Raw genomic sequence first — 19,232 nt, forward strand, 5'->3', positions numbered from 1 at the left:
TTACCTTTTCTGTTGAAGGTTAACCATTTTCTTTTCAGCTCCAAATTTCCGGTTTTACTTCTCGAGTCATCAAATCGAGCAAAGCCTGTCTGGGATCTTTGTCCTCATACAGCAGAGCATAGACTTGACTGCAGATGGGCATTTCGACCTGATATTTTTTCGACAGTTGAACTGCCGCTTTGGCGGTTTTGACGCCTTCCGCAACCATCGTCATCTCGGCAAGAATTTCCGCTGTTTTGCGGCCGCGGCCGATTTGTTCGCCGACATAGCGATTGCGGCTGTGCCGACTCATGCAGGTGACGATCAGATCGCCCATGCCGGATAAACCGGCAAAAGTCAAGGGTTCTGCGCCCATCTTGCGGCCCAAGCGGGCGATTTCAGCCAAGCCGCGCGGCTGCAGCGCTGCTTTGGTATTGTCGCCGAAACCGGCACCGTCGCATACGCCGGCAGCGATGGCGATGACATTTTTCAGCGCGCCGCCCAACTCGACGCCGACGACATCGGTTGACCGGTAGATCCGCAGGCATGTGCTGCTCAACTGCTTCTGAATAAAAAGGGCAGGCTCCTCTTTTCGCGAAGCGGCAACTATGGCAGTGGGAATGCGGCGAAAGACCTCTTCGGCATGGCTTGGTCCCGAAAGGACAACATAGCGCTCTGCAAAGGCCTCCGAAAGCTCCTGCTGAACCACTTCGGATATGCGGCAAAGAGTGTCGGTTTCGATGCCTTTGGCGCAGTTGACGATCAGAGCTTCCCTATCGGTATAGTGCAAATGTTTTTTTACCTGCTGCAGCACCGCACGCATGACATGCGTAGGCACAACGAGCAGAATGATTTGCGCCTGGTGCAAAGCTTCCTGCAGATTATTCGTAACCGCAACCTTGTCCGCAAGTCGAAAGCCCGGCAACAGCTCCTCGCGCTTTCGTGTCTTTTGCAGACGCTCGGCAGCCGCAGCATCATATTCCCACAAAACGACCGAGTGTCCAAGTTCCGCGCAATAGTCGGCGAGCGTCATCCCCCAACTACCGGCGCCCAAAACGGCAATCTTTAGGGGACGTTGAGTTGCGTCGTTCATTTAACCTCGCCCAAAAAGACAGGCTTTTCACCTATTGCTTCAAGCTCAGCCTTTACCTTGTCGGCAGCGTGCGGAGATACGACAAAGACCAGGCCGATGCCCAAGTTAAATACCCGGCGCATTTCTTCATCTTCTATATCGCCGTATCGCTGCAGGAGACGGAACTCGGGCGGGATCTGCCAAGCCGACCAATCAACGGCCAACTCCAGATCACCGCGCAGCAGCCTTTGGGTGTTACCGACGATGCCGCCGCCGGTGATGTGACTGATGCCGTCGAGGCCCGGAATCGAACGGACGCGCATGATTGCTTTGCGGTAGCTTTTATGAACGCGCAGCAGCTCTTCCCCCCAACTCTTTGCCAATTCCGGTTCGTAAACTCTTAGATCGATTTTTTTGATCTCGAGTAATACTTTACGTGCCAGCGAATAGCCGTTGGTATGCAAACCATTGGAGGATATGCCGATTAAGAGATGTCCTTTGGCGATGCGGCTGCCGTCAATGATGTCAGGTCGATTGACGAGTCCGATGATGGAGCCGGCAAGATCGTATTCTCCCGGAGCGTAAAAGCCGGGCATCTCGGCCGTTTCTCCGCCGATCAGAGCGCATTCATTTTCACGGCAGGCTTTTGCCATGCCGCGAATGATTTCGGCAAGGATTTCCGGCGACAGCTTTTGCGTGCCGACGTAGTCCGTAAACGCAGCGGGATCCGCACCGCACGTCATAATATCGTTGACGCAATGATTCACAAGGTCCTGGCCGACAGTATCATGCACGCCCATCATGAAAGCAATTTTGAGCTTGGTCCCCACGCCGTCGATGCTGGTCACCACAACCGGCTGCGGATATTTCTGCAAATCGATTTCATAAAAGCCCGCAAACAGCCCGATGTCGTTAAGGACGTGCACATTAAAAGTCGATTTTGCTTCACGAGCGATGGATTTTGTCGCCTTTTCCGCTGCGTCGATGTCGACGCCGGCGCTGCGATAGGTGATGCTCACGAAATGCCTTTCCTGAGTTTCGTCCAATAGTCGTTTCTAACCGAATTGAAAAAAGAGAGCACTCTTTCATCGCGATAGTCGGGATAGGTCCACGGATTCGCCTGAAACCCTCCCTTACGCCAAGTCAGTTGGAGGTCACCGTAGATTCCCTGGCCGATGTAGATTCTGTGGCTGAAATTCTTTGTGGAAGCGAGCACCAGTTTGGCAGCCTCGATATAGCCCGGGTCGATATTCACGGTTCTTTTGTCATTTATCATATACCGACTTTCGATCTCGTTGGTGCGATGCTTCCATTGCGGTAAAAGCCCGGGATCCGTAAGATCGGCAAAGGCAGCATATACTTTTAGTAAATTACCGCCCATTTCTTCTTGGTAATAGGTCGTAAAATTAAAATCGATGACGGCCGAACGGGATTGCAGATTGCCCAATAATTCCTGGATTTCTTTGAGGACTTGCAGCAACAGGCTCTCCTCGCCGGAGCATACGGCGCAAATCGGACAAACCGGTTGCGGCTGTTGGATGATACCCATGTCTCAGACAATCACTTTGTCTAAATGTTCGGCGCTGTTTATGGCGTTGTTTCCGATATCAATTCTTCGCCGCAATAGGGACAATAGCGATAGTCGGATTGCCAAAAGACGTGATCTGCGCTTTTTTTGCATCGCCGAACAGAAGCCTTTTGGAAATCGATTTCAACGGTTTTGCCGTTTTCCTGATCGAGCTGCAGACGAAACTCTCCCCGCTCGGTTTTTCCGATCAAAAACACATCGGAAAAATCGGGCCGCTTCAGCAGTCCTTCCGTTACTTTACCATTGTGATCGATCAATTTTAAGCGTACCTCGACGTCGCTGTAGCGCCGGTAGCCTTCGGCATCGACATCAGTGTAGTTGCTTCGCAATTCCGGTTGCACAAATTTTCGCCAAAAGACCCGTTCTCCGCGGCAAAACGCATGACGAACGTTTTCGAAGCGAATGATTTCGCCGTTTTCCATGGGGAAAGCCGGCAGCGTGGGATAATCGTCTTTGAAATAGACGCCGACACCTCTGAATTCCAATTGAAGCAGCACGTTTTGTACGAGGATCGGTTCCACTGTGGAATCCGTCCTTACACTTGCAGTAAAAACCGAAGTAACGGAAGTCGAGTCGGCAGCCGTTGCGCAGGCGCAGAGAAAGAATATGAAAATGAGTTTTGCCATATCCTTTCCTCCTGAAACGCATTAAAATGTAACGATTCTTTTGTTGCTTTTCAAGTGCGGCAAGATTTTATTTGAAAGGTTTTCACTTTTAGGCATAAAAAGCAAAGCCCCGACTTTTGCCGGGGCTTTGCGTGCGAAAAAGCTCAAATAAATTGATTAATAATGGCTTCGTAGAGCTCCTGTTTACCGCTGATTTGTTTGGGCTCGCCGAGCTTGACGGCCAGTTCACGCAGTTCTTCCAACCCCAGCTCACCTTTTTCAAAGCGGGCGCCGTCGCCGGAATCAAACGAAGCGTACCGTTCGCGGCGCATTTTGAGCAGATCGGATTCGCGAATGATACGATCGGCGATGATCAGCGCTCTGGCCAAGGTGTCCATGGAGCTGATGTGCGCGATGAAAATGTCTTCCAGATCTGTCGAGTTGCGGCGCGTTTTGGCGTCAAAGTTCATACCGCCGGGCGCCAATCCGCCAGCCGAGAGGATTTCCAGCATCAACAGGACGGCCTCGGTGATGTCGTGCAGAAACTCGTCGGTATCCCAACCGTTGTGCGGATCGCCCTGATTGATGTCCAGGCTGCCGAGCAGGCCGTTGTCCGCCGCCAGCCGTACCTCGTGCGCAAACGTGTGTCCGGCTAAGGTGGCGTGATTGTTTTCGATGTTCAGCTTGAAATCCTTGTCCAGGCCGAAACGCCGCAGAAAACCGATGACGGTCGCGACATCGAAATCGTATTGGTGCTTGGTGGGTTCCATCGGCTTGGGCTCGATGAGGAAAACGCCTTTGAAACCGGCCTTGCGCCCATAATCACGCGCTTTGGTCAAAAACATACCGAGGTGTTCGATTTCACGCTTCATGTCCGTATTCAGGAGCGAGAAATAGCCTTCGCGACCGCCCCAAAAGACATAGTTTTCGCCGCCTAACTCAATAGTTGCATCGATCGCCGCTTTGACCTGGGCTGCGACATGGGTCAGAACATGAAAATCCGGATTGGTAGCGGCGCCGTTCATGTAACGGGGATGGCTGAAAACGTTGGCGGTCCCCCATAGCAACTTAACGCCGGTCTCTTTTTGGCGTTCCTTGGCCATATCCACCAGAGTACGCAGATTGGCTTCTGATTCGAGGACGTTTTTCCCTTCCGGAGCCAAGTCGCGGTCATGAAAGCAGTAAAAGTCGACGCCGAGTTTGGTAAAGAATTCAAACGCCGCATCGAGCTTTTGTTTGGCTGCGGTCATCGGATCTGAAGCTTGATCCCACGGAAACTCGACGGTACCCGGCCCAAACGGATCGCCTCCGGTATTACAGAAGGTATGCCAGTAAGCGATCGCAAAACGGAAATGGTCCTTCATGGGCTTGCCGGCGACAATTTTATCCGGCTGGTACCATTTGAAGGCCAAGGGATTTTTGGATTGAGGTCCCTCGTACTCGATTTTCTTGATGCCGCGAAAATACTCCTTACTGCCGATGAAAACCTTGTTTGCCATCTATTCCTCCGTTTTATATTCGTTTTTGACAAAATAAACAATTTTTTTAAAATATCAAACAAAATCATGGAAAAATGCCGCGTTCTTCAATGGCAGTTGCAACTCGGTTGACGGCAATCATCATCGCGGCATCGCGCATGGTAATATTTTCCTTTTGCGACAAATCCCAAACCGCCTTGAAGGCTTTGGTCATGACGTTCTTGAGATTGCTGTTGACTTCGTCCTCGTCCCAGAAAAACGACTGAATGCTCTGTACCCACTCGAAATAGGAAACAACGACACCGCCCGAGTTGGCCAAAATATCAGGGATGACGGTCACGCCACGCTTGGTCAGTTCGTGCTCGGCCTCAACGGTTGTCGGGCCGTTGGCGCCTTCAACGATCGCCTTGGCTCGGATTCGATCGACATTGTCCAGCGTAATCTGCCGCTCCAGTGCGGCCGGGACCAGAATGTCAACGTCGAGTTCCAGCAGCTCTTGATTACTGATTTTCGACACACCGGGTGCGGTAAAGCCTTCCAAATAATGGAACTTCGAAGTGGCGCAATAATCCAGCATTTGCTGAATGGGCAAGCCGTTGGGGTTGTAGTAGGCACCGCTAACGTCGCTGACGGCTACAACTCTACAGCCCTCACGGCTGAGCAGATCGGCGCTGACGCCTCCGACGTTACCGAAACCTTGAACAGCTACGGTTATGTCGGTCGGCTTTTTACCCCAACGCTTGAGAAGCTCGAGGGTATGAAACATGACGCCGCGGCCGGTTGCCTCTCGTCTGCCGAGGCTGCCGCCGAGGTCGGTGGACTTGCCGGTCACTATATCCAGAGTGGTGGCGCCGCGATACATGCTGACCGTGTCCATAATCCATCCCATCGTTTCGGCATTGGTGTTGACGTCCGGAGCAGGGATGTCCGAGTGTGGGCCGATGATCGGCATAATGTTGACCGTGTAACGGCGTGTGAGCCTGCGAATTTCCTCTTTTTCCAGCTTGGTCACATCAACCTGAACACCGCCCTTGGCGCCGCCGAAGGGAATGTTGACTACCGCACATTTCCAGGTCATCCACATCGCCAAGGCTTTGATCTCGTCCAAGGTCACGCTTTGATGATAACGGATACCTCCCTTGCAGGGTCCCCGCGCGCTGCAGTGCTGCACGCGATAGCCGGTAAACATTTCGATCCTGCCGTCATTCATGACAACCGGAATGGCGACAATCAGCTCGCGCTCGCAATAGCGCAGAACATTGTGCGTATTGGGGTTCAGCTTGAGCCGTTTTGCGGCAACGTCGAGTTGCTGAAGCGCCATGTTGAACAGAGAGTTATTCTCCATAACCTGCTCCTAATTGTTTAGTGACCGTATGAATACCGTGACCATCCGCACTAGAATTTTTTAAGGATTTTTTCCAGCTTTCTCCTTTCCTTTTTAGTCGGTCGTCCTTTGTATTTCGGGCGGTGCACTTTGAAGGATTCGGCGAACAAATGCAAAAGTTCCTTTGCCTCCTCTGTCAGCTGGGGTTCTTCTTTCCGATATAAAAGCCTCGCCTCTTTGATGGGCAAATTTTTTTGCGACAATCCCAGCACCGTCAGGTTAATGAATTTTCCTGCAGCAGTTTTGAGAGTAATTTTGTCCCCTACCCGAATCATAGTCGCAGGCTTGGCCACTTTGTCGTTTACTTTGACACGGCGCTCTTGGCAGGCTTTTGCCGCTTGTGAACGAGTTTTATAGAGACAAGAAATGTTCAACCAAGTATCGATTCGCTGAAGCTCAGGATGTTCACTTTCCTGTACCATGGCTTAAAACACTTTGACAGTAACGTATCGGCGCGGATTTTGTTTTAGATCGGTCGCCAGGCTGTCAAGCTGGTTGATCACCTTGACAAGCCTTTCATACAAGGCATCGTCATTGAGCATTCGACTGACGGTGCCTTCGCCCTTTTCGATTTTTTGCAGAATTTGTGAAATTTGTTCGAGATTTGCCACAAGTTTATCATGGGCTTCAGAACTGGCGACAAATCGCGCCGCAGAACCGGAGCCGTTTACCAGGCTGTCCGCCAGTATGTTGACATTTTTTAAGAAAGTATAGAGCTCGTCATACATCGTGCTGTCGCGCAGAATTTTGGCAAGAATACCGTCGCTCGATTCCAAATCATTTTTAAGGACGGTGAACAGCTCGAATGATGACATCAGTTCATTATAAAGCCGCGGGTCATTGAGTAAAAGCCCCAGTGTCCCCTGCCCTTCATTGATCTTGTCGGTAATTTCCTTGATTTTGATCGTCATATCCTTCAATTCGTTGAAAGCGGCGACGCTTTCGTCGATAAGCTTTTCCACGTCGATGGGATCCATGCCGACCAGGAAATCGCCGTCGTTAAGCATGGGCTGATCCGGACTGCCTGCGGTTATGGAAACGAACTTGTCACCCAAAAGTCCAAGGGTGCCGATATAGGCTTCGGAGTCTTTTCGGATGTGTTTTTGTACCGAGCGGAGGATTTCGACGGAAACTTTGATTTTCGGATTGCCCACCTCCTCGATAAAACTGATGCCGACGACCGATCCCACCCGCACGCCGTTGAGGCGAACTGGGGCACCGGTCTGCAGGCCGTTGACGCGCGTTACATAAAAGTGCAAAAGATAACGCTTTTCCAAAACTCCTTGATGCCTGCCGACGGCAAAAATGATGTAAATGATGACCAATATTCCGACTAAAAATGTCAGCCCGACCTTAATTTCGTGCGACCGTTCTTCCTGCTGTCGTGTTTTCATTTGGGGCCTGCTATAAAGGTCTGAATGAATTCGTTTGAGCTTTTTTTGATTTCTTCGACGGTGCCGATTTCCAGGATGCGGCCGCCGTCCATAACGGCAACGCGGTCGGCTACGCTAAAGCCGCTTGCCAGCTCGTGCGTGACCACAATGGAAGTCACGCCGTATTCCGCCTGGGTTTTGCGAATCAATGCATTAATGGTTGTCGCCGTAATCGGATCCAACCCGGTTGTCGGTTCATCATAGAGGAGAATTTCCGGCTGATAGGCCATAGCCCGCGCAAGCGCGACGCGTTTTTTCATGCCGCCGGAAAGTTCCGAAGGCATCAAGTTTTCAGTGCCGGCCATGTCCACAAACAAAAGATTCTTGGCAACAATTTCATCGATTTCTTCTTGGGACATGGTGGTATGCTCTTTTAAAGCAAAGGCGACGTTTTCGCCGATGGTAAGCGAATCAAACAGCGCGCTGCCTTGGAAGAGCATGCCCATGCGGCGGCGGATGGGAAACAGCTCCCGCTCGGGCAGAGCAGCGATGTCGATGCCGTCGACGATGACGCTGCCGGAATCCGGAGGAATGAGTCCAAGCAGAATTTTTAAGGTAACGCTTTTTCCGCAGCCGCTGCGCCCCAAGATGACCAGCGTTTCGCCTCGAAAGATCGATAGGGAAAGACCTTTAAGAACCTGGTGATTATTGAATGATTTCCACACATCGCGAAACTCGATGATAATACCGCCTCGAGTCGTCATTTACATGCTCCCTATCGTGAGCTTGGTAATCAGAAAATCGAGCATGAAAATGAGGATAGATGAAAGAACGACCGACCGCGTCGTTGCTTCACCGACACCCCTTGTTCCGCCGGTAGCTGTAAATCCCAGGTAGCAAGCCACTGTGGCTATAGTCATGCCGAAAACGACCGGCTTGATGAGGCCCGCACTGATGTCGGAAAACTGCAGGTATTGGATGGCGATGGACCAGTAAAAGTCGGAGCTGATGTCCAGCGCTGTAACCGAGACGATCCAGCCGCCGATCATACCGCAGGTGTCGCCGATAGCCACAAGGATCGGCAGCATGATGGTCAAGGCAACGAAACGTGTGGATGCCAGCTTTTTGTAAGGATCGGTGCCGAGGGCACGCATGGCATCGATTTGTTCGGTGACGGCCATTGATCCCAGTTCAGCCGTAATGCCCGCTCCTACCCTTCCGGCGGCCACCAAAGAAACAAGCACGGGTCCCAGCTCGCGTACGAGGGCCACGATCAAAACCGAACCGGTGTACATTTTTGCGCCATAGATGGCCATCTCATGGCCGAATTGAAGAGCTAATACAAGACCGGTAAATGTCGAAGTGAGGACAACAATGGATAGGGAACGAACGCCGACGTGGTACATCTGGTCCAGGATGTCGCGGCGATAATAAGGCTTGACAAATGTCAAGAGCAGAGAACGGCCGAACATTTCGAGAAGGCCGTGCAGGAAGACGAGGAAATCGAAGAATTTTTCCCTAGTGTTCGCCACCTCTCTGCAGTAACCTTTCTATTGTAGAGCCGCCTGTTGCGCCCGCAACGCATCGCGAATCTTAAAGTTGACGGCGGCAATATAGGTCATTAAACTGAGAACAAAGGCCACCCGAGCCGCCCCGAAGGGAAGATTCAAGATGCACGTCAGACTGCTGGTCACAAAAAGGTAAAGCGCCGCATACCCAAGATAGTGTCTGAAAGAGTACGGTCCGTTGCGGAAAGCATCGATTATGAGACCGATGGCGGAGAAAAACAGATCGAGCAGGCATAAAATAAGAAATGCAAGCAACGAGAAAAGAAACGCCGCACCCAATTTAAGCCAAAAGAGCGAGCGGTCCAACCATACACCAAGTTTAAAAAAGTCGATGACGGCGTTGTCTTTATCTATTTCAAGCTTTTCTATATCAAAAACGCGGACTTTATGTGATGTCTTGAGCTTTACGGATCGATTCGAGAAAAATATTGATCCTGGAGCTGCCGCGTTCAACAGGCTGTCATTGGTCTCGTGATCGAACGAGACGATTATGCCTTCTTCCAGCATGAAGGTTTTCGGAACCTCATTGATGAATTTGATCTGTTTATCCTGCAAAGACAGGTTCGGCGCCTCGCCGTTGAATACAGGAGAGTAAATCTTTAATAGTTCATCAACCGATTGGATATAGGGATCGATGTACCGAACATAAAGTAAAAGCGCCCCAAGAAACAGCGCTAAAATGATAAAACGACCTTTTTCGAATGGAAACATAGGGTTCACTCGTACTCCTGAATAGGTTCACGACCCGATAAAGCGCGTAGAGCGCCAAGGGCCATTGCTTCCGCCTCCCGTTCTCCGGGCAGGATAAGAACAGGAGCCAAAAAAGAGACTCGAGACGAAAGACGATCTGTCAACTGTTTCGACTGCGCCAAGCCGCCGGTAAGAACGATGCCCTGCAGGTCGCCAAGAAGCACGGTAGCCATGGCACCGATCTCTTTGGCGATTTGATAGATCATGGCATCGTAAACAAGAGCCGCATAGTCATCTCCCGCTGCTATTCGTTTCTCCACTTCGGTGACATCCGAAGTGCCCAAATAGGCCTTCAGTCCGCCTTCCCCCATGATCATTTTTTTAATTTGGTCCAGCGTATATTTCCCCGAAAAGCAGAGCTCGGCAAATGGGGTCATCGGCAGAGAACCGCTGCGTTCCGGAGAAAAAGGGCCGGCGTTGGAGGCATCGTTAACATCGATGATTCTGCCCTTTCGGATGGCCGCCACCGAGATGCCGCCGCCTAAATGTGCGATTACATAGTTGACCTGCTCGATTTCACGACCCTGCTGTTCCGCAGCCCAGATGGCGGCGGCGCGCAGATTGAGGGCATGAGAAAGGGAGCGGCGTTCGATCAGCGGATGGCCTGAGAGTCTGGCAACCGACTCGAATTCGTCTACAGAGACAGGATCGACGACCAAGGCGGGACATCCGAACTTTTCGGCAACGCGGGCAGCCAATGCACAGCCCAAATTGGCCGGGTGGACGCCTTGTATGCCGCGCCGCGCGTCCTCCAGCATGCCTGCGTTGACTCGATAAACACCGCGGCGCACCGGCTTGAGTAACCCGCCCCTTCCGACGACGGCATCAAGAAAAGTAATTTTTCGCCGCGCTAAAAAATCGTCGACGGCAGCTGAACGAAAATCGAGTTGATCAAAAAGAGACGCAAATGCTTCGAGCCGGCCGTTTGTGTAGCGGATGGTTTCGGAAGCGATCTCTTTGTCTCCCTCAAAGAGCGCCAATTTGTCGGACGTGGAACCAGGGTTGATCACCAAAATCAGCGGAGAATGGGGCGTGGTCGATCGTCTGCTCATCCCGAGCCATCCATATTTTTAAGTTTAAAGCAAAAAAATATACAGAACTTCGGTGTCGCTTGCAAGAGGAATAATGATTTTGTCTGTATCCATTGAACAAGAGGCAAGGTGCAATTCGTATTCAATTCGATTAAAGTCAAACAAGAATTCATCCTATCCGATGACGCACTTTTAAAACAGGCAAGCTTGCTTCTCATGCTGAAACAAAATATATTTGTTAGAATGAACAGGCCTATCGAATCACAAATTCTTCAGTTTTACAGAAAAGCTTTCGGCAAAGAAGCGAGAGACCTTCAACTTTTGAACGGCGACGGCTCGGATCGGCTGTACTTTCGTTTAATCGCTGACGAGAGCACCGTGATTGCCGTCCATGGCTGCAATCGACGCGAAAACAATGCCTTTGTTGCTTTCTCGCGCCATTTTGAACGATTTCAATTACCCGTGCCGCACATCTTTGCCTATGAACCCGACGAAGGTCTTTACTTGGAGAGCGACTTGGGCGACGTCATGCTCTACGATCGAATGGCGGCATGCGGAAATGAGGTCAGCAGCGATGTCCGCAACCTTTACCTGCAGGCGATACGAATGCTTCCCCAGTTTCAAATTAAAGCCGGCCGGTCGCTGGATTTCTCACAGTGCTCCCAAACGACCGTATTCGATGCGGAAGCGATGCTCCGCGATCTCCTCTATTTTCAGCACGTTTTTTTGCGCCGCTTTGCCGCAAATCGCTTCGATATCGACCGGCTGCACGATGACTTTGCTCTGTTGATTCGTGCGCTTCTCGATGAGCCTGCGGAATTTTTCCTTTACCGTGATTTCCAATCGCGCAACATTATGGTGCTGAACGAACAACCTTATTTCATCGATTATCAGTCGGGCCGCAAAGGGGCGCTGCAGTACGATCTTGCTTCTCTCGTCTATGACTCTAATGTCCGTTTACCTGAAGACCTCGGCAATGAACTGATCGAAGAATATCTTTACGCCGTCAATCAATATCTTTCCATGCCTTCAAGCCGATTTATGCGCAAATTTTATGATTTTGCGCTCATACGGGTACTTCAGGCTTTGGCCGCATTCAGCTTTTTAGGATATGATAAACAGAGGCGCTACTTTCGCTCATGTATACCGAGAGGAATTGAACTTTTGCGTGAGCTTTTGCAAAAGAGTCAGATTGGACGACAAATGCGCACGCTGCCCAAAATTGTCGAGGGACTTACGGTATCTTTTGAGATCAATAAGGATAATCAGCTTTAAAGCGATCTTGTTGTGAACGCCGCATAGTGCATTGACGATCCGCATCCTCACAGGCATTTGCCAAAGATTTGTTTGCTGCTTTTTCTCCGTTTTATGAAGCGGGAAACAACAAACGAGGCGATCAAACGGATGAATGTGCCTCTGTGAGCTTTTCCTCTCTCGTGTAGGGGATTTTCTTTGTGAATCTGCGCAATCATTTGTGCTTTTGAATAGGGTTGCGCTTTGTTTTGCGCAAAAATGAGTTGGTCGAAAGTTATGGATCATCAGGCCTTTTTCGACAGCAATCATAACCATCGAGCAATAGAGGAATTGGTATGAGGGCAATGATTTTGGCAGCCGGATACGGCAAGCGCCTGGCGCCGCTGACGAACTCGATACCAAAGGCGTTGGTCCCAATAGGCGGACGCCCCCTCCTCGAAATCGTTCTGCGACGCTTGGAATCTCAAGGGTTCACCGAAATTGTCGTTAATCTGCATTATTTAGCCGACCAGGTTCGCGAGTTTCTCGATGCATATCGTCCCACGGCGAAAGCGTCGATTTACCTCTCTTATGAGGCTGAGCTGCTCGACACCGGCGGCGGTATCAAAAAAATGTTGGACTATCTTCCTGGTGACGACCCGGTTTTGGTGCATAATGTCGACGTGCTTTCGGACTGCCCTCTGGACCAAGTCATGCAGCAATTCAACAGCCTGCCTTCCTGCGATGCCCTGCTGGTCGCTCTTGATCAATTAACCGATCGCCCTCTTTGTTTTGATGAAAATATGAACTTTCGCGGAAGAGGAGATCATGCTCCTAATGGGGCTTGCCGGCATTACGCTTTTACCGGAATTCAAGTGATTCGGCCTTTCCTCTTTCGCGAATACCCGGAAGTAAAATTTTACAGCATCGACCTATATTTATGGGCTGCTGCGTCCGGCAGGACCATAAAGGGTCTGCTGTTTCCGGGAACTTGGTGGCGGGATTTAGGAACATTTGCGGATCTTGCTGCAGCCGAGAGAGATATGTTAGTCACTTAAATTATTTTATGAAATTTATTTCTCCAGCGGTTCGACTGAATTGACATGAAGCGTAACGGCGCCGAATTCGCTTTGGACTTGTCCGTGAAGCAGAAATGGTCTGTCATAGGAGAGTAAATGAATGAAGCGGCTGTAGGTTTTCGGAAAGAAAACTGTTTCGTATAACGCGGTAGTATCCTCAAAGCTGACGAATTCCATCAGTTCTTCCTGCGAGGTGGCCGTCGTTTTGCCGGTTACAAACCAGCCCACAGTAGTGACGGTTTTCCCCACGTGCTTAGCCAGGTCTTTTGCCGGTATATACGACAAATTGCAAAGGAGTCGGCGATAGCGTTCCAACGGATGACGCGATAAAAGGAATCCCAACGTTTCGATTTCTTGATCCAGCAGCGTCTCTTCGTCATATTCCGCGATGTTCGGTACTGCTGTCACGTCGGCCTCTCCGAACAAGGACAGGGTTGGTTCGGCGGCGCCCGTACCCTGCTCGGCCGCAATTGCTTTGCTCTTCCAAAGCAGTTGCGGCCGAGTATAGGTTTTTTCTACCGCATCAAAACAGCCTGCCTTGATCAATACGGCTGCATCGTTGGGAGGCGGCTGTACCCGCATCATGAAATCATAAAGCGAACGGAAGGCGCCGTTTTTTCGTCGTTCCCGCAAAAGGCGCTCGATGGTTTCGCGAGTGATGCCTTTAAGCTGCATGAGACCGACGCGAATTTCTCTGTCCCTGCCGCGATAAGCGTAATCGCTGAGATTGATGTCCGGCGGCAGTATCTTTAGTCCCATACGTCGGGCCTCCGAAATGTAGGCAAACGTGGAATAGTATCCGCCTTGGTTCGAAATGACGGCCGCCATGAATTCGGCGGGATAATAGACGCGCAGATAAGCCGATTTAAAGGAAACTTGAGCGTAGGAAGCCGAGTGCGCTTTGCAAAAACTGTAGCCGCTGAAAGACAAGATCATCTCCCAGATTTGATCGCAGGTCTTTGCATCAACGCCTCTTGCCTGGGCACCGGCGTAGAATTTGGCGCGGAAATCTTGTAGGCTGCGTTGCTTGTGCTTTTTCGACAAAATTTTGCGCAACTCGTCTGCTTCCGCAGCGGAAAAACCGGCCAGGGTCATGGCGACGCGAGAGACGTCTTCTTGGTAAACCATGATCCCGTAAGTTTCACGCAGCAGCTCCTCGAGCAAAGGATGCAGGGGTGTGTAGGCTCCTCCCTTTAGTCTTCGAATGTATTCATTGATAAATCGATTTGCAGCAGGGCGAATGATGGAGCTGTGGATGACAATATGTTCGAAATCTCCCACGCCGGTCTTTTTCTGCAGCAGTCGCATGGCCGGAGATTCGATGTAAAAAACGCCGATAGTATCGCCTTGCGCCAAGGCCTGCTGAACTTTGGGATCCTCCAACGGGTCCCATTGCGCGTAATCGATGCGGGTGCCGGTGTTTTCTTCGACGGCGGCCAAGGCGTCGCGAATAACGGCAAGGGAACGGTTGCCGAGAATATCCATCTTGACCAGCTTCATCTCCTCGGCCTGGTCTTTTTCCCATTGAATAACATGCAGCCGGTGCGGTTCCTCCCGCGGCAGGCCGGAAACGGCGCCGGTCAGCTTGAGTACCTTGTGCGCCGGCTGTGTCGGCACATAACGGCTGACGCCGCGCGGGACAATCACTACGCCGCCGCAATGGATCGAAAGATGTCGCGGATAGTCGCGAATGCGCTCCGCCAAGCGAATGACGGTCGGCCAAGGTTCATGCAGTTGAATTGAGCGAAAGAGCGGATGGGTTTGGGTGGTCTGCCAAATGTCGCTCGGCTGCCAAAGGCCGGCGAGGCGAGAGGTGACGGTACGGATTTCGTTTTCCGGCAGTCCGTAGACCTTGGCGATCTCGCGCACGGCAGAACGGGGTGCAAAACAGACATGATTGGCAATCATGGCGACGTTTTCATGTCCAAAACGGCGAAAGATATAGTCCAAAATGTCATCCCGCTCGTCCCAAGGAAAATCGACGTCGATATCCGGCGGATCGATGCGGCCGGGATTGAGAAAGCGGTCGAAAAAGAGGTCATACTTGAGGGGATCGACGTGAGTGATTCCCAGACAGTAACTTACGAGACTTGCAGCCGCCGAACCTCGACCGCAGGTTCGAGGCGCGTGCGCAACAATGTCGGCGACGACGAGAAAATAAGGCGCAAAGCGCTTTTCGCAGATGACGGCGAGTTCATAGTCAAGGCGTTTGCGGATACGTTCGTCAAAGCCGCCGTAGCGTCGGAGGACGCCTTCCTCGACGCGCCGACGCAGATAATCCTCAGCCGATTCGCCGTTCGGGCCGCGATATTCGGGAAAAATGAATTCCGTAAGGTCGAGTGAAAAGGTGCAGCTTTGGGCAATTCGCTGTGAGTTGTCAATGGCTTCAGGACAGTGAGGAAAATCGGCCTGCATTTGTGCCGCTGTTTTTAAATAGGCTTCGACAGAGATCAGTTCCTCCTGCGGAATGCGCGTCAGAGTAGTGTTCAAATCGATAGCACGCAATAACCGGTGCACTTCCCAATCCTCTTTATCGAGCATGTGTACCGCATTTGTAGCCACAATCGGTATCCGCTTTTCACGTGCGAATCGAAGCACCGCTTCAGCGCCGCGGTGCGGAATCAGCTCTGCATAATATTCGCCTTCTGCATCGGCGTCCTTTAATTTTTGTAAAAGGCGGAGGTCATCCGTTAAAAGCACGAGGTCTCGGCCGTGCTGTACAAACCATAACGCCAAATCAATTCCATGGCGGTGAAATTGGGTCAGCGCCATGCACAAGGCGGAATAACCCTCGGCATTTTTCGCCAAGAGTACGGCGCGCTCTATCGGCGTCTCGAAACAGGCGCCGATGATCGGCTGCAGATGATAATTTTTGCAAAGCATGAGAAAATTGCCGAGTCCGTAAAGACCGTTGCGGTCGGTCAACGCCAGATGCGTGAACCCCCTTTGCTTGGCTGTTCGGCAAAGATCTTCGAGGGTCGCGGTGCCGCGACAGAAAGAATAATGTGAATGAACGTGAAGATGGGTAAAGGGCATGAGAAAACCGTCGGCAAATGCGGGAGCTAAAAGCCGTCCAAGCGGTTTTTAATGACCTGCCGGCTGTGCGCGAATGCAGCAGCCGGCAGAGGCATCGTTTAGATCTCTTTTTCGAAAACCGTATATTCTTTGGAATCCTTACCGTTCATCAAGTGAACAAGACGGATGACGAGTTCATTGTTTTCGAGCACCCAGCCGACGTCGCAATATTCGAACGGCGTGGTTTGGGTGTAGAGTTTTTGTTTCCACAGCATGACGCCGTCGAGGCCGAGGCGGCGGAATTTTTTCTTTACGCCCAAATAGCCGAGCCGGAAGCCTTTGCAGCGGTTTTTTGTAAGAAGCATTTTGGCCGCGCGCAGCAGTTCACACCGACGACACCAAGGGATCGGCACCATTTTTTCGGTGATATTGGGGACGCCGCCGAAGAATGCAGCCGGTTCGCCTTTGACATAGACAAAAACAAAGAGCTTTTTGTCCATCACCAGCATCATCTCGTCGACGATGTGGTAGAATTCTTCACGGGTGAACGGAACAAAGCCCCAGTTATCGTTCCAGGCATCGTTGTATATTTCGAACATCTCCTCTTTGCGCACTTTGAGCGGTCTTTGGCCCCAGTCTTCGAGCGTGACGTCAAAGCGCTCGATGATTTTTTGCGCCACTCGTTCAAGCTTTTCTTCCATCGGGTTGTGTACGGCGACTTCCCAAGAGTAGACACGCTTGACCGGTTTCAGACCGTATGCGGAGAGGAGATCGGCATAATAGGGCTTGTTGTAGTGATAGTACATGACCGGGCGGCTGTCGAAACCGCGGGTGAGGCAGCCGGGCGTCGCCTCATTGACCGGCAGGTTTTGCGGTCCGCGCATCACCTGCATGCCCTTGGACTTGAGCCAGGCGGCGGCTGCATCCAGGAGCGCCGAGGAGACGGCGGGATCGTTGACGGACTCGAACTGGCCGAAAAAGCCGACTTTATCATTCCAATGCCGGTTGTGATTATAGTTGACGAACGCATTGCAGCGTCCGACGGTTTTGCCGTCGCGGAGCGCCATAAAAAAAGCCATATCGGCGTGTTTGAAAAAGAGGTTACGGGGCTCGAAAAAGCCGACCATACCGATAAGCCGGAAGCCGAGATACTCATAATCCAGCAGCGGTACATACTGCGGATCTTCGCGGTAATGATCCCAATGAAAGTCGACAAAGCGTTTCAGCAGCGCCCGATCTCGGCGCGTTTTGTTCGAGAACTCGATCACTTGAAGGTTGCCGTTTGCCATAGTTTTTTCTCCCACTTGGATTGATGTATGAGGGTCGAGGGTTAGGCGGCGCGTCCGAAGCGGATGGCGGTTTCGCCGTAGCGGTCGCGAATTCGATCGAGAGCGGCGATGAGCGCCTCGCGTTTGGGGTCGCGGGCCGGATCAAAGAGCGACAACTGTTGCGGCGGCGGGGTAAGGTCGCCGAGACGCAGTGTGAGTCGCCGCACGCGGACGCGGCGGCTGACGGCGCGTCCGAGGAGGGCGTTCAGCTCCGCCGTCAGGGCGAACTCATCGTCAGTAGCTGAGAAGCGCTGCTGCGTCGTTTCGCTGCGCTGATCGGAATAGAGAATTTCGACGCTCAGGCGGGCGGTCAGGAGGCGTTCTCGGCGCAGTCGGCGCGCGGCGCATGCCAGGAGGCCGTGTAAACGGGCGCGCAGCAGCGGGAAATCGTTGCTGTCTTCTTCCAGCTGGTCGATCTCGACGATTTCGGGTTTTTGTTTGGGCGGCATGACCGGTCGCGGGTCGATGCCGTTGGCCTGCTGATGCAGCAGCACGCCGAGGCGTCCGAAGACGGTCTGCAGGTGTTCGACGGGCGTTTCGGCCACTTGGCGAATGCGGCGCAGGTTGAGATCCCACAGTTCCTGGTAGACGTCGCGGCGACCGGCGGCAAGGTAGCGGACGGACAACGGTGCGAGGAAGGCGGCCTCCTCGCCGATGCGGACGTCATAGAGTCCAAGCGGTTCGCCGAGGCCGGCCACGAACTCGGCGGCAGTGCGGCTGACGAGCTTGTTGCCGGCGACTCCGGCCGAAGCGCCGAGATTGAGCCGGCGACGGATCTGCTTTTGTATGTCTGCCGCCGCGTCCTTGATGCGTCCGAAAAGCCGTTCCGTGCCGCTCATGTCGAGATAGGCGCGGCCGAAACGAAGCGGCTCGTAAACCGGCGTATAGCGCCGCACCACGTCGAGCATTGCTTCCATGGCGCGGCGGTAGAGATCGGCATTGGGCGGCAGAAGGATCAGATCGGGGGCGCGGCGGCGCGCTTCCGGCACCGGCATGCCGGAAAAGACACCTGCGGCGCGCGCCTCGGCCGAGGCGGCAAAAATCAACGCGCGTCCGGCCGTTTCGACGGCTACGGCCGTCGGTCGCCCGTGCAGCCGCGGCTCCAACGCCTGCTCGACCGCTACCGGAAAATCGGCCACCCGTATGTGAATGACGGCGCGGTTCATCGGCGCTTCACCCTCCCGCTCCATCCTTGGGTTCGCTTCTCATTCGACGTTCTCCCGCAGCAACGCCACGACCTTGCCTTGAATGCTCCATTCTTCTTCAGGGCGAAGATCCGGGTACAGGGGATTCTCCGCCTTGAGATAGAGGCGGCCGTTCTCCGCCGCCAACCGCTTGACCGTCGCCTCGTTGCCGATGAGCGCCACAACAATATCGCCCAGATCGGCAATCTGCTGTGAACGAACAATAACGACGTCGTTGTGCAGAATGCCGGCGTTGCGCATGCTGTCGCCCTTGACGCGCAACAGAAAATGGCGCCCGGGAGAGTGAAGGAGATATTTCGGCACGGCCAGGTAGCGCTCAATGTTCTCCTCGGCAAGAATGGGCATGCCGGCCGTTACCGTTCCGACCAACGGCAGCCGTACCTCCTTCCCTACCGTCAACTCGCCGCCCGTCTCCAGCACCCGAATGCCGCGGGCGATGTTCTTTTCCCACACAATGTAGCCCTTGCGCGCCAGAGTAGACAAATGCTTGACGGCAGTGTTGCGGGACGAGGCGCCGAGCTCCTCCGTCAACTCCTGCAGCGTC

At 52.6% G+C, this 19,232-nt stretch carries 18 protein-coding genes; 2 read left to right on the top strand and 16 right to left on the bottom strand.

Going from position 1 to position 19,232, the window contains the following annotated elements:
• Positions 1-34: 34 nt before the first annotated feature.
• The 12 genes from ONB24_05700 to buk all read right to left on the bottom strand — a co-directional run bounded on the left by ONB24_05700 (position 35) and on the right by buk (position 10,849).
• A complete protein-coding gene (locus tag ONB24_05700; protein MDZ7315599.1) occupies positions 35-1,072 on the bottom strand; it encodes an NAD(P)H-dependent glycerol-3-phosphate dehydrogenase in 1,038 nt (345 codons plus the stop codon).
• Entirely contained in the window at positions 1,069-2,070 is a 1,002-nt protein-coding gene (purM, locus tag ONB24_05705) for a phosphoribosylformylglycinamidine cyclo-ligase (protein ID MDZ7315600.1), read from the bottom strand. Before purM ends, ONB24_05700 begins: the two co-directional genes overlap by 4 nt.
• On the bottom strand, positions 2,067-2,600 hold the full coding sequence (locus ONB24_05710; GenBank protein ID MDZ7315601.1) for a DUF4416 family protein: 534 nt from the start codon (positions 2,598-2,600) through the stop codon (positions 2,067-2,069). Before ONB24_05710 ends, purM begins: the two co-directional genes overlap by 4 nt.
• 38 nt (positions 2,601-2,638) lie before the next feature.
• A complete protein-coding gene (locus tag ONB24_05715; GenBank protein ID MDZ7315602.1) occupies positions 2,639-3,265 on the bottom strand; it encodes a hypothetical protein in 627 nt (208 codons plus the stop codon).
• A gap of 143 nt (positions 3,266-3,408) precedes the next feature.
• On the bottom strand, positions 3,409-4,743 hold the full coding sequence (gene xylA, locus ONB24_05720) for a xylose isomerase (GenBank protein ID MDZ7315603.1): 1,335 nt from the start codon (positions 4,741-4,743) through the stop codon (positions 3,409-3,411).
• A gap of 64 nt (positions 4,744-4,807) precedes the next feature.
• Positions 4,808-6,067 carry a Glu/Leu/Phe/Val dehydrogenase gene (locus tag ONB24_05725; GenBank protein ID MDZ7315604.1) on the bottom strand — a complete coding sequence of 420 codons (1,260 nt, stop codon included), beginning with the start codon at positions 6,065-6,067 and terminating at the stop codon, positions 4,808-4,810.
• A gap of 50 nt (positions 6,068-6,117) precedes the next feature.
• Positions 6,118-6,528 carry a S4 domain-containing protein gene (locus tag ONB24_05730; GenBank protein MDZ7315605.1) on the bottom strand — a complete coding sequence of 137 codons (411 nt, stop codon included), beginning with the start codon at positions 6,526-6,528 and terminating at the stop codon, positions 6,118-6,120.
• Positions 6,529-6,531: 3 nt separating this feature from the next.
• A complete protein-coding gene (locus ONB24_05735; GenBank protein MDZ7315606.1) occupies positions 6,532-7,500 on the bottom strand; it encodes an MlaD family protein in 969 nt (322 codons plus the stop codon).
• Positions 7,497-8,243, bottom strand: coding sequence for an ABC transporter ATP-binding protein (locus ONB24_05740; protein ID MDZ7315607.1), 747 nt, complete (start codon positions 8,241-8,243; stop codon positions 7,497-7,499). Before ONB24_05740 ends, ONB24_05735 begins: the two co-directional genes overlap by 4 nt.
• Entirely contained in the window at positions 8,244-9,011 is a 768-nt protein-coding gene (locus tag ONB24_05745) for an ABC transporter permease (GenBank protein MDZ7315608.1), read from the bottom strand.
• 18 nt (positions 9,012-9,029) lie between these two features.
• A complete protein-coding gene (locus tag ONB24_05750) occupies positions 9,030-9,767 on the bottom strand; it encodes a hypothetical protein (protein MDZ7315609.1) in 738 nt (245 codons plus the stop codon).
• On the bottom strand, positions 9,764-10,849 hold the full coding sequence (gene buk / locus ONB24_05755; GenBank protein ID MDZ7315610.1) for a butyrate kinase: 1,086 nt from the start codon (positions 10,847-10,849) through the stop codon (positions 9,764-9,766). The genes ONB24_05750 and buk overlap by 4 nt, the downstream gene beginning before the upstream one ends.
• Positions 10,850-11,071: 222 nt before the next feature.
• Here buk and ONB24_05760 point away from each other — a divergent pair, with 222 nt between their 5' ends.
• Entirely contained in the window at positions 11,072-12,103 is a 1,032-nt protein-coding gene (locus tag ONB24_05760; GenBank protein MDZ7315611.1) for a phosphotransferase, read from the top strand.
• A 314-nt stretch (positions 12,104-12,417) separates the two neighbouring features.
• On the top strand, positions 12,418-13,119 hold the full coding sequence (locus tag ONB24_05765; GenBank protein ID MDZ7315612.1) for a nucleotidyltransferase family protein: 702 nt from the start codon (positions 12,418-12,420) through the stop codon (positions 13,117-13,119).
• A gap of 15 nt (positions 13,120-13,134) precedes the next feature.
• Here the strand turns inward: ONB24_05765 and ONB24_05770 are convergent, their stop codons facing one another.
• The 4 genes from ONB24_05770 to lexA form a co-directional block, all read right to left on the bottom strand.
• A complete protein-coding gene (locus tag ONB24_05770) occupies positions 13,135-16,176 on the bottom strand; it encodes a DNA polymerase III subunit alpha (GenBank protein MDZ7315613.1) in 3,042 nt (1,013 codons plus the stop codon).
• Between the two features lie 98 nt (positions 16,177-16,274).
• A complete protein-coding gene (locus ONB24_05775; GenBank protein MDZ7315614.1) occupies positions 16,275-17,444 on the bottom strand; it encodes a hypothetical protein in 1,170 nt (389 codons plus the stop codon).
• Between the two features lie 41 nt (positions 17,445-17,485).
• Positions 17,486-18,673 (bottom strand): hypothetical protein, encoded by a 1,188-nt coding sequence (locus ONB24_05780; protein MDZ7315615.1) that lies wholly within the window; start codon positions 18,671-18,673, stop codon positions 17,486-17,488.
• A 15-nt stretch (positions 18,674-18,688) separates the two neighbouring features.
• A partial coding sequence (lexA, locus tag ONB24_05785; protein ID MDZ7315616.1) for a transcriptional repressor LexA occupies positions 18,689-19,232 on the bottom strand: 544 nt, incomplete at its 5' end.

The organism is candidate division KSB1 bacterium (assembly GCA_034505495.1).
In the GTDB taxonomy this organism is placed as follows: Bacteria; Zhuqueibacterota; Zhuqueibacteria; order Residuimicrobiales; family Krinioviventaceae; genus Fontimicrobium_A.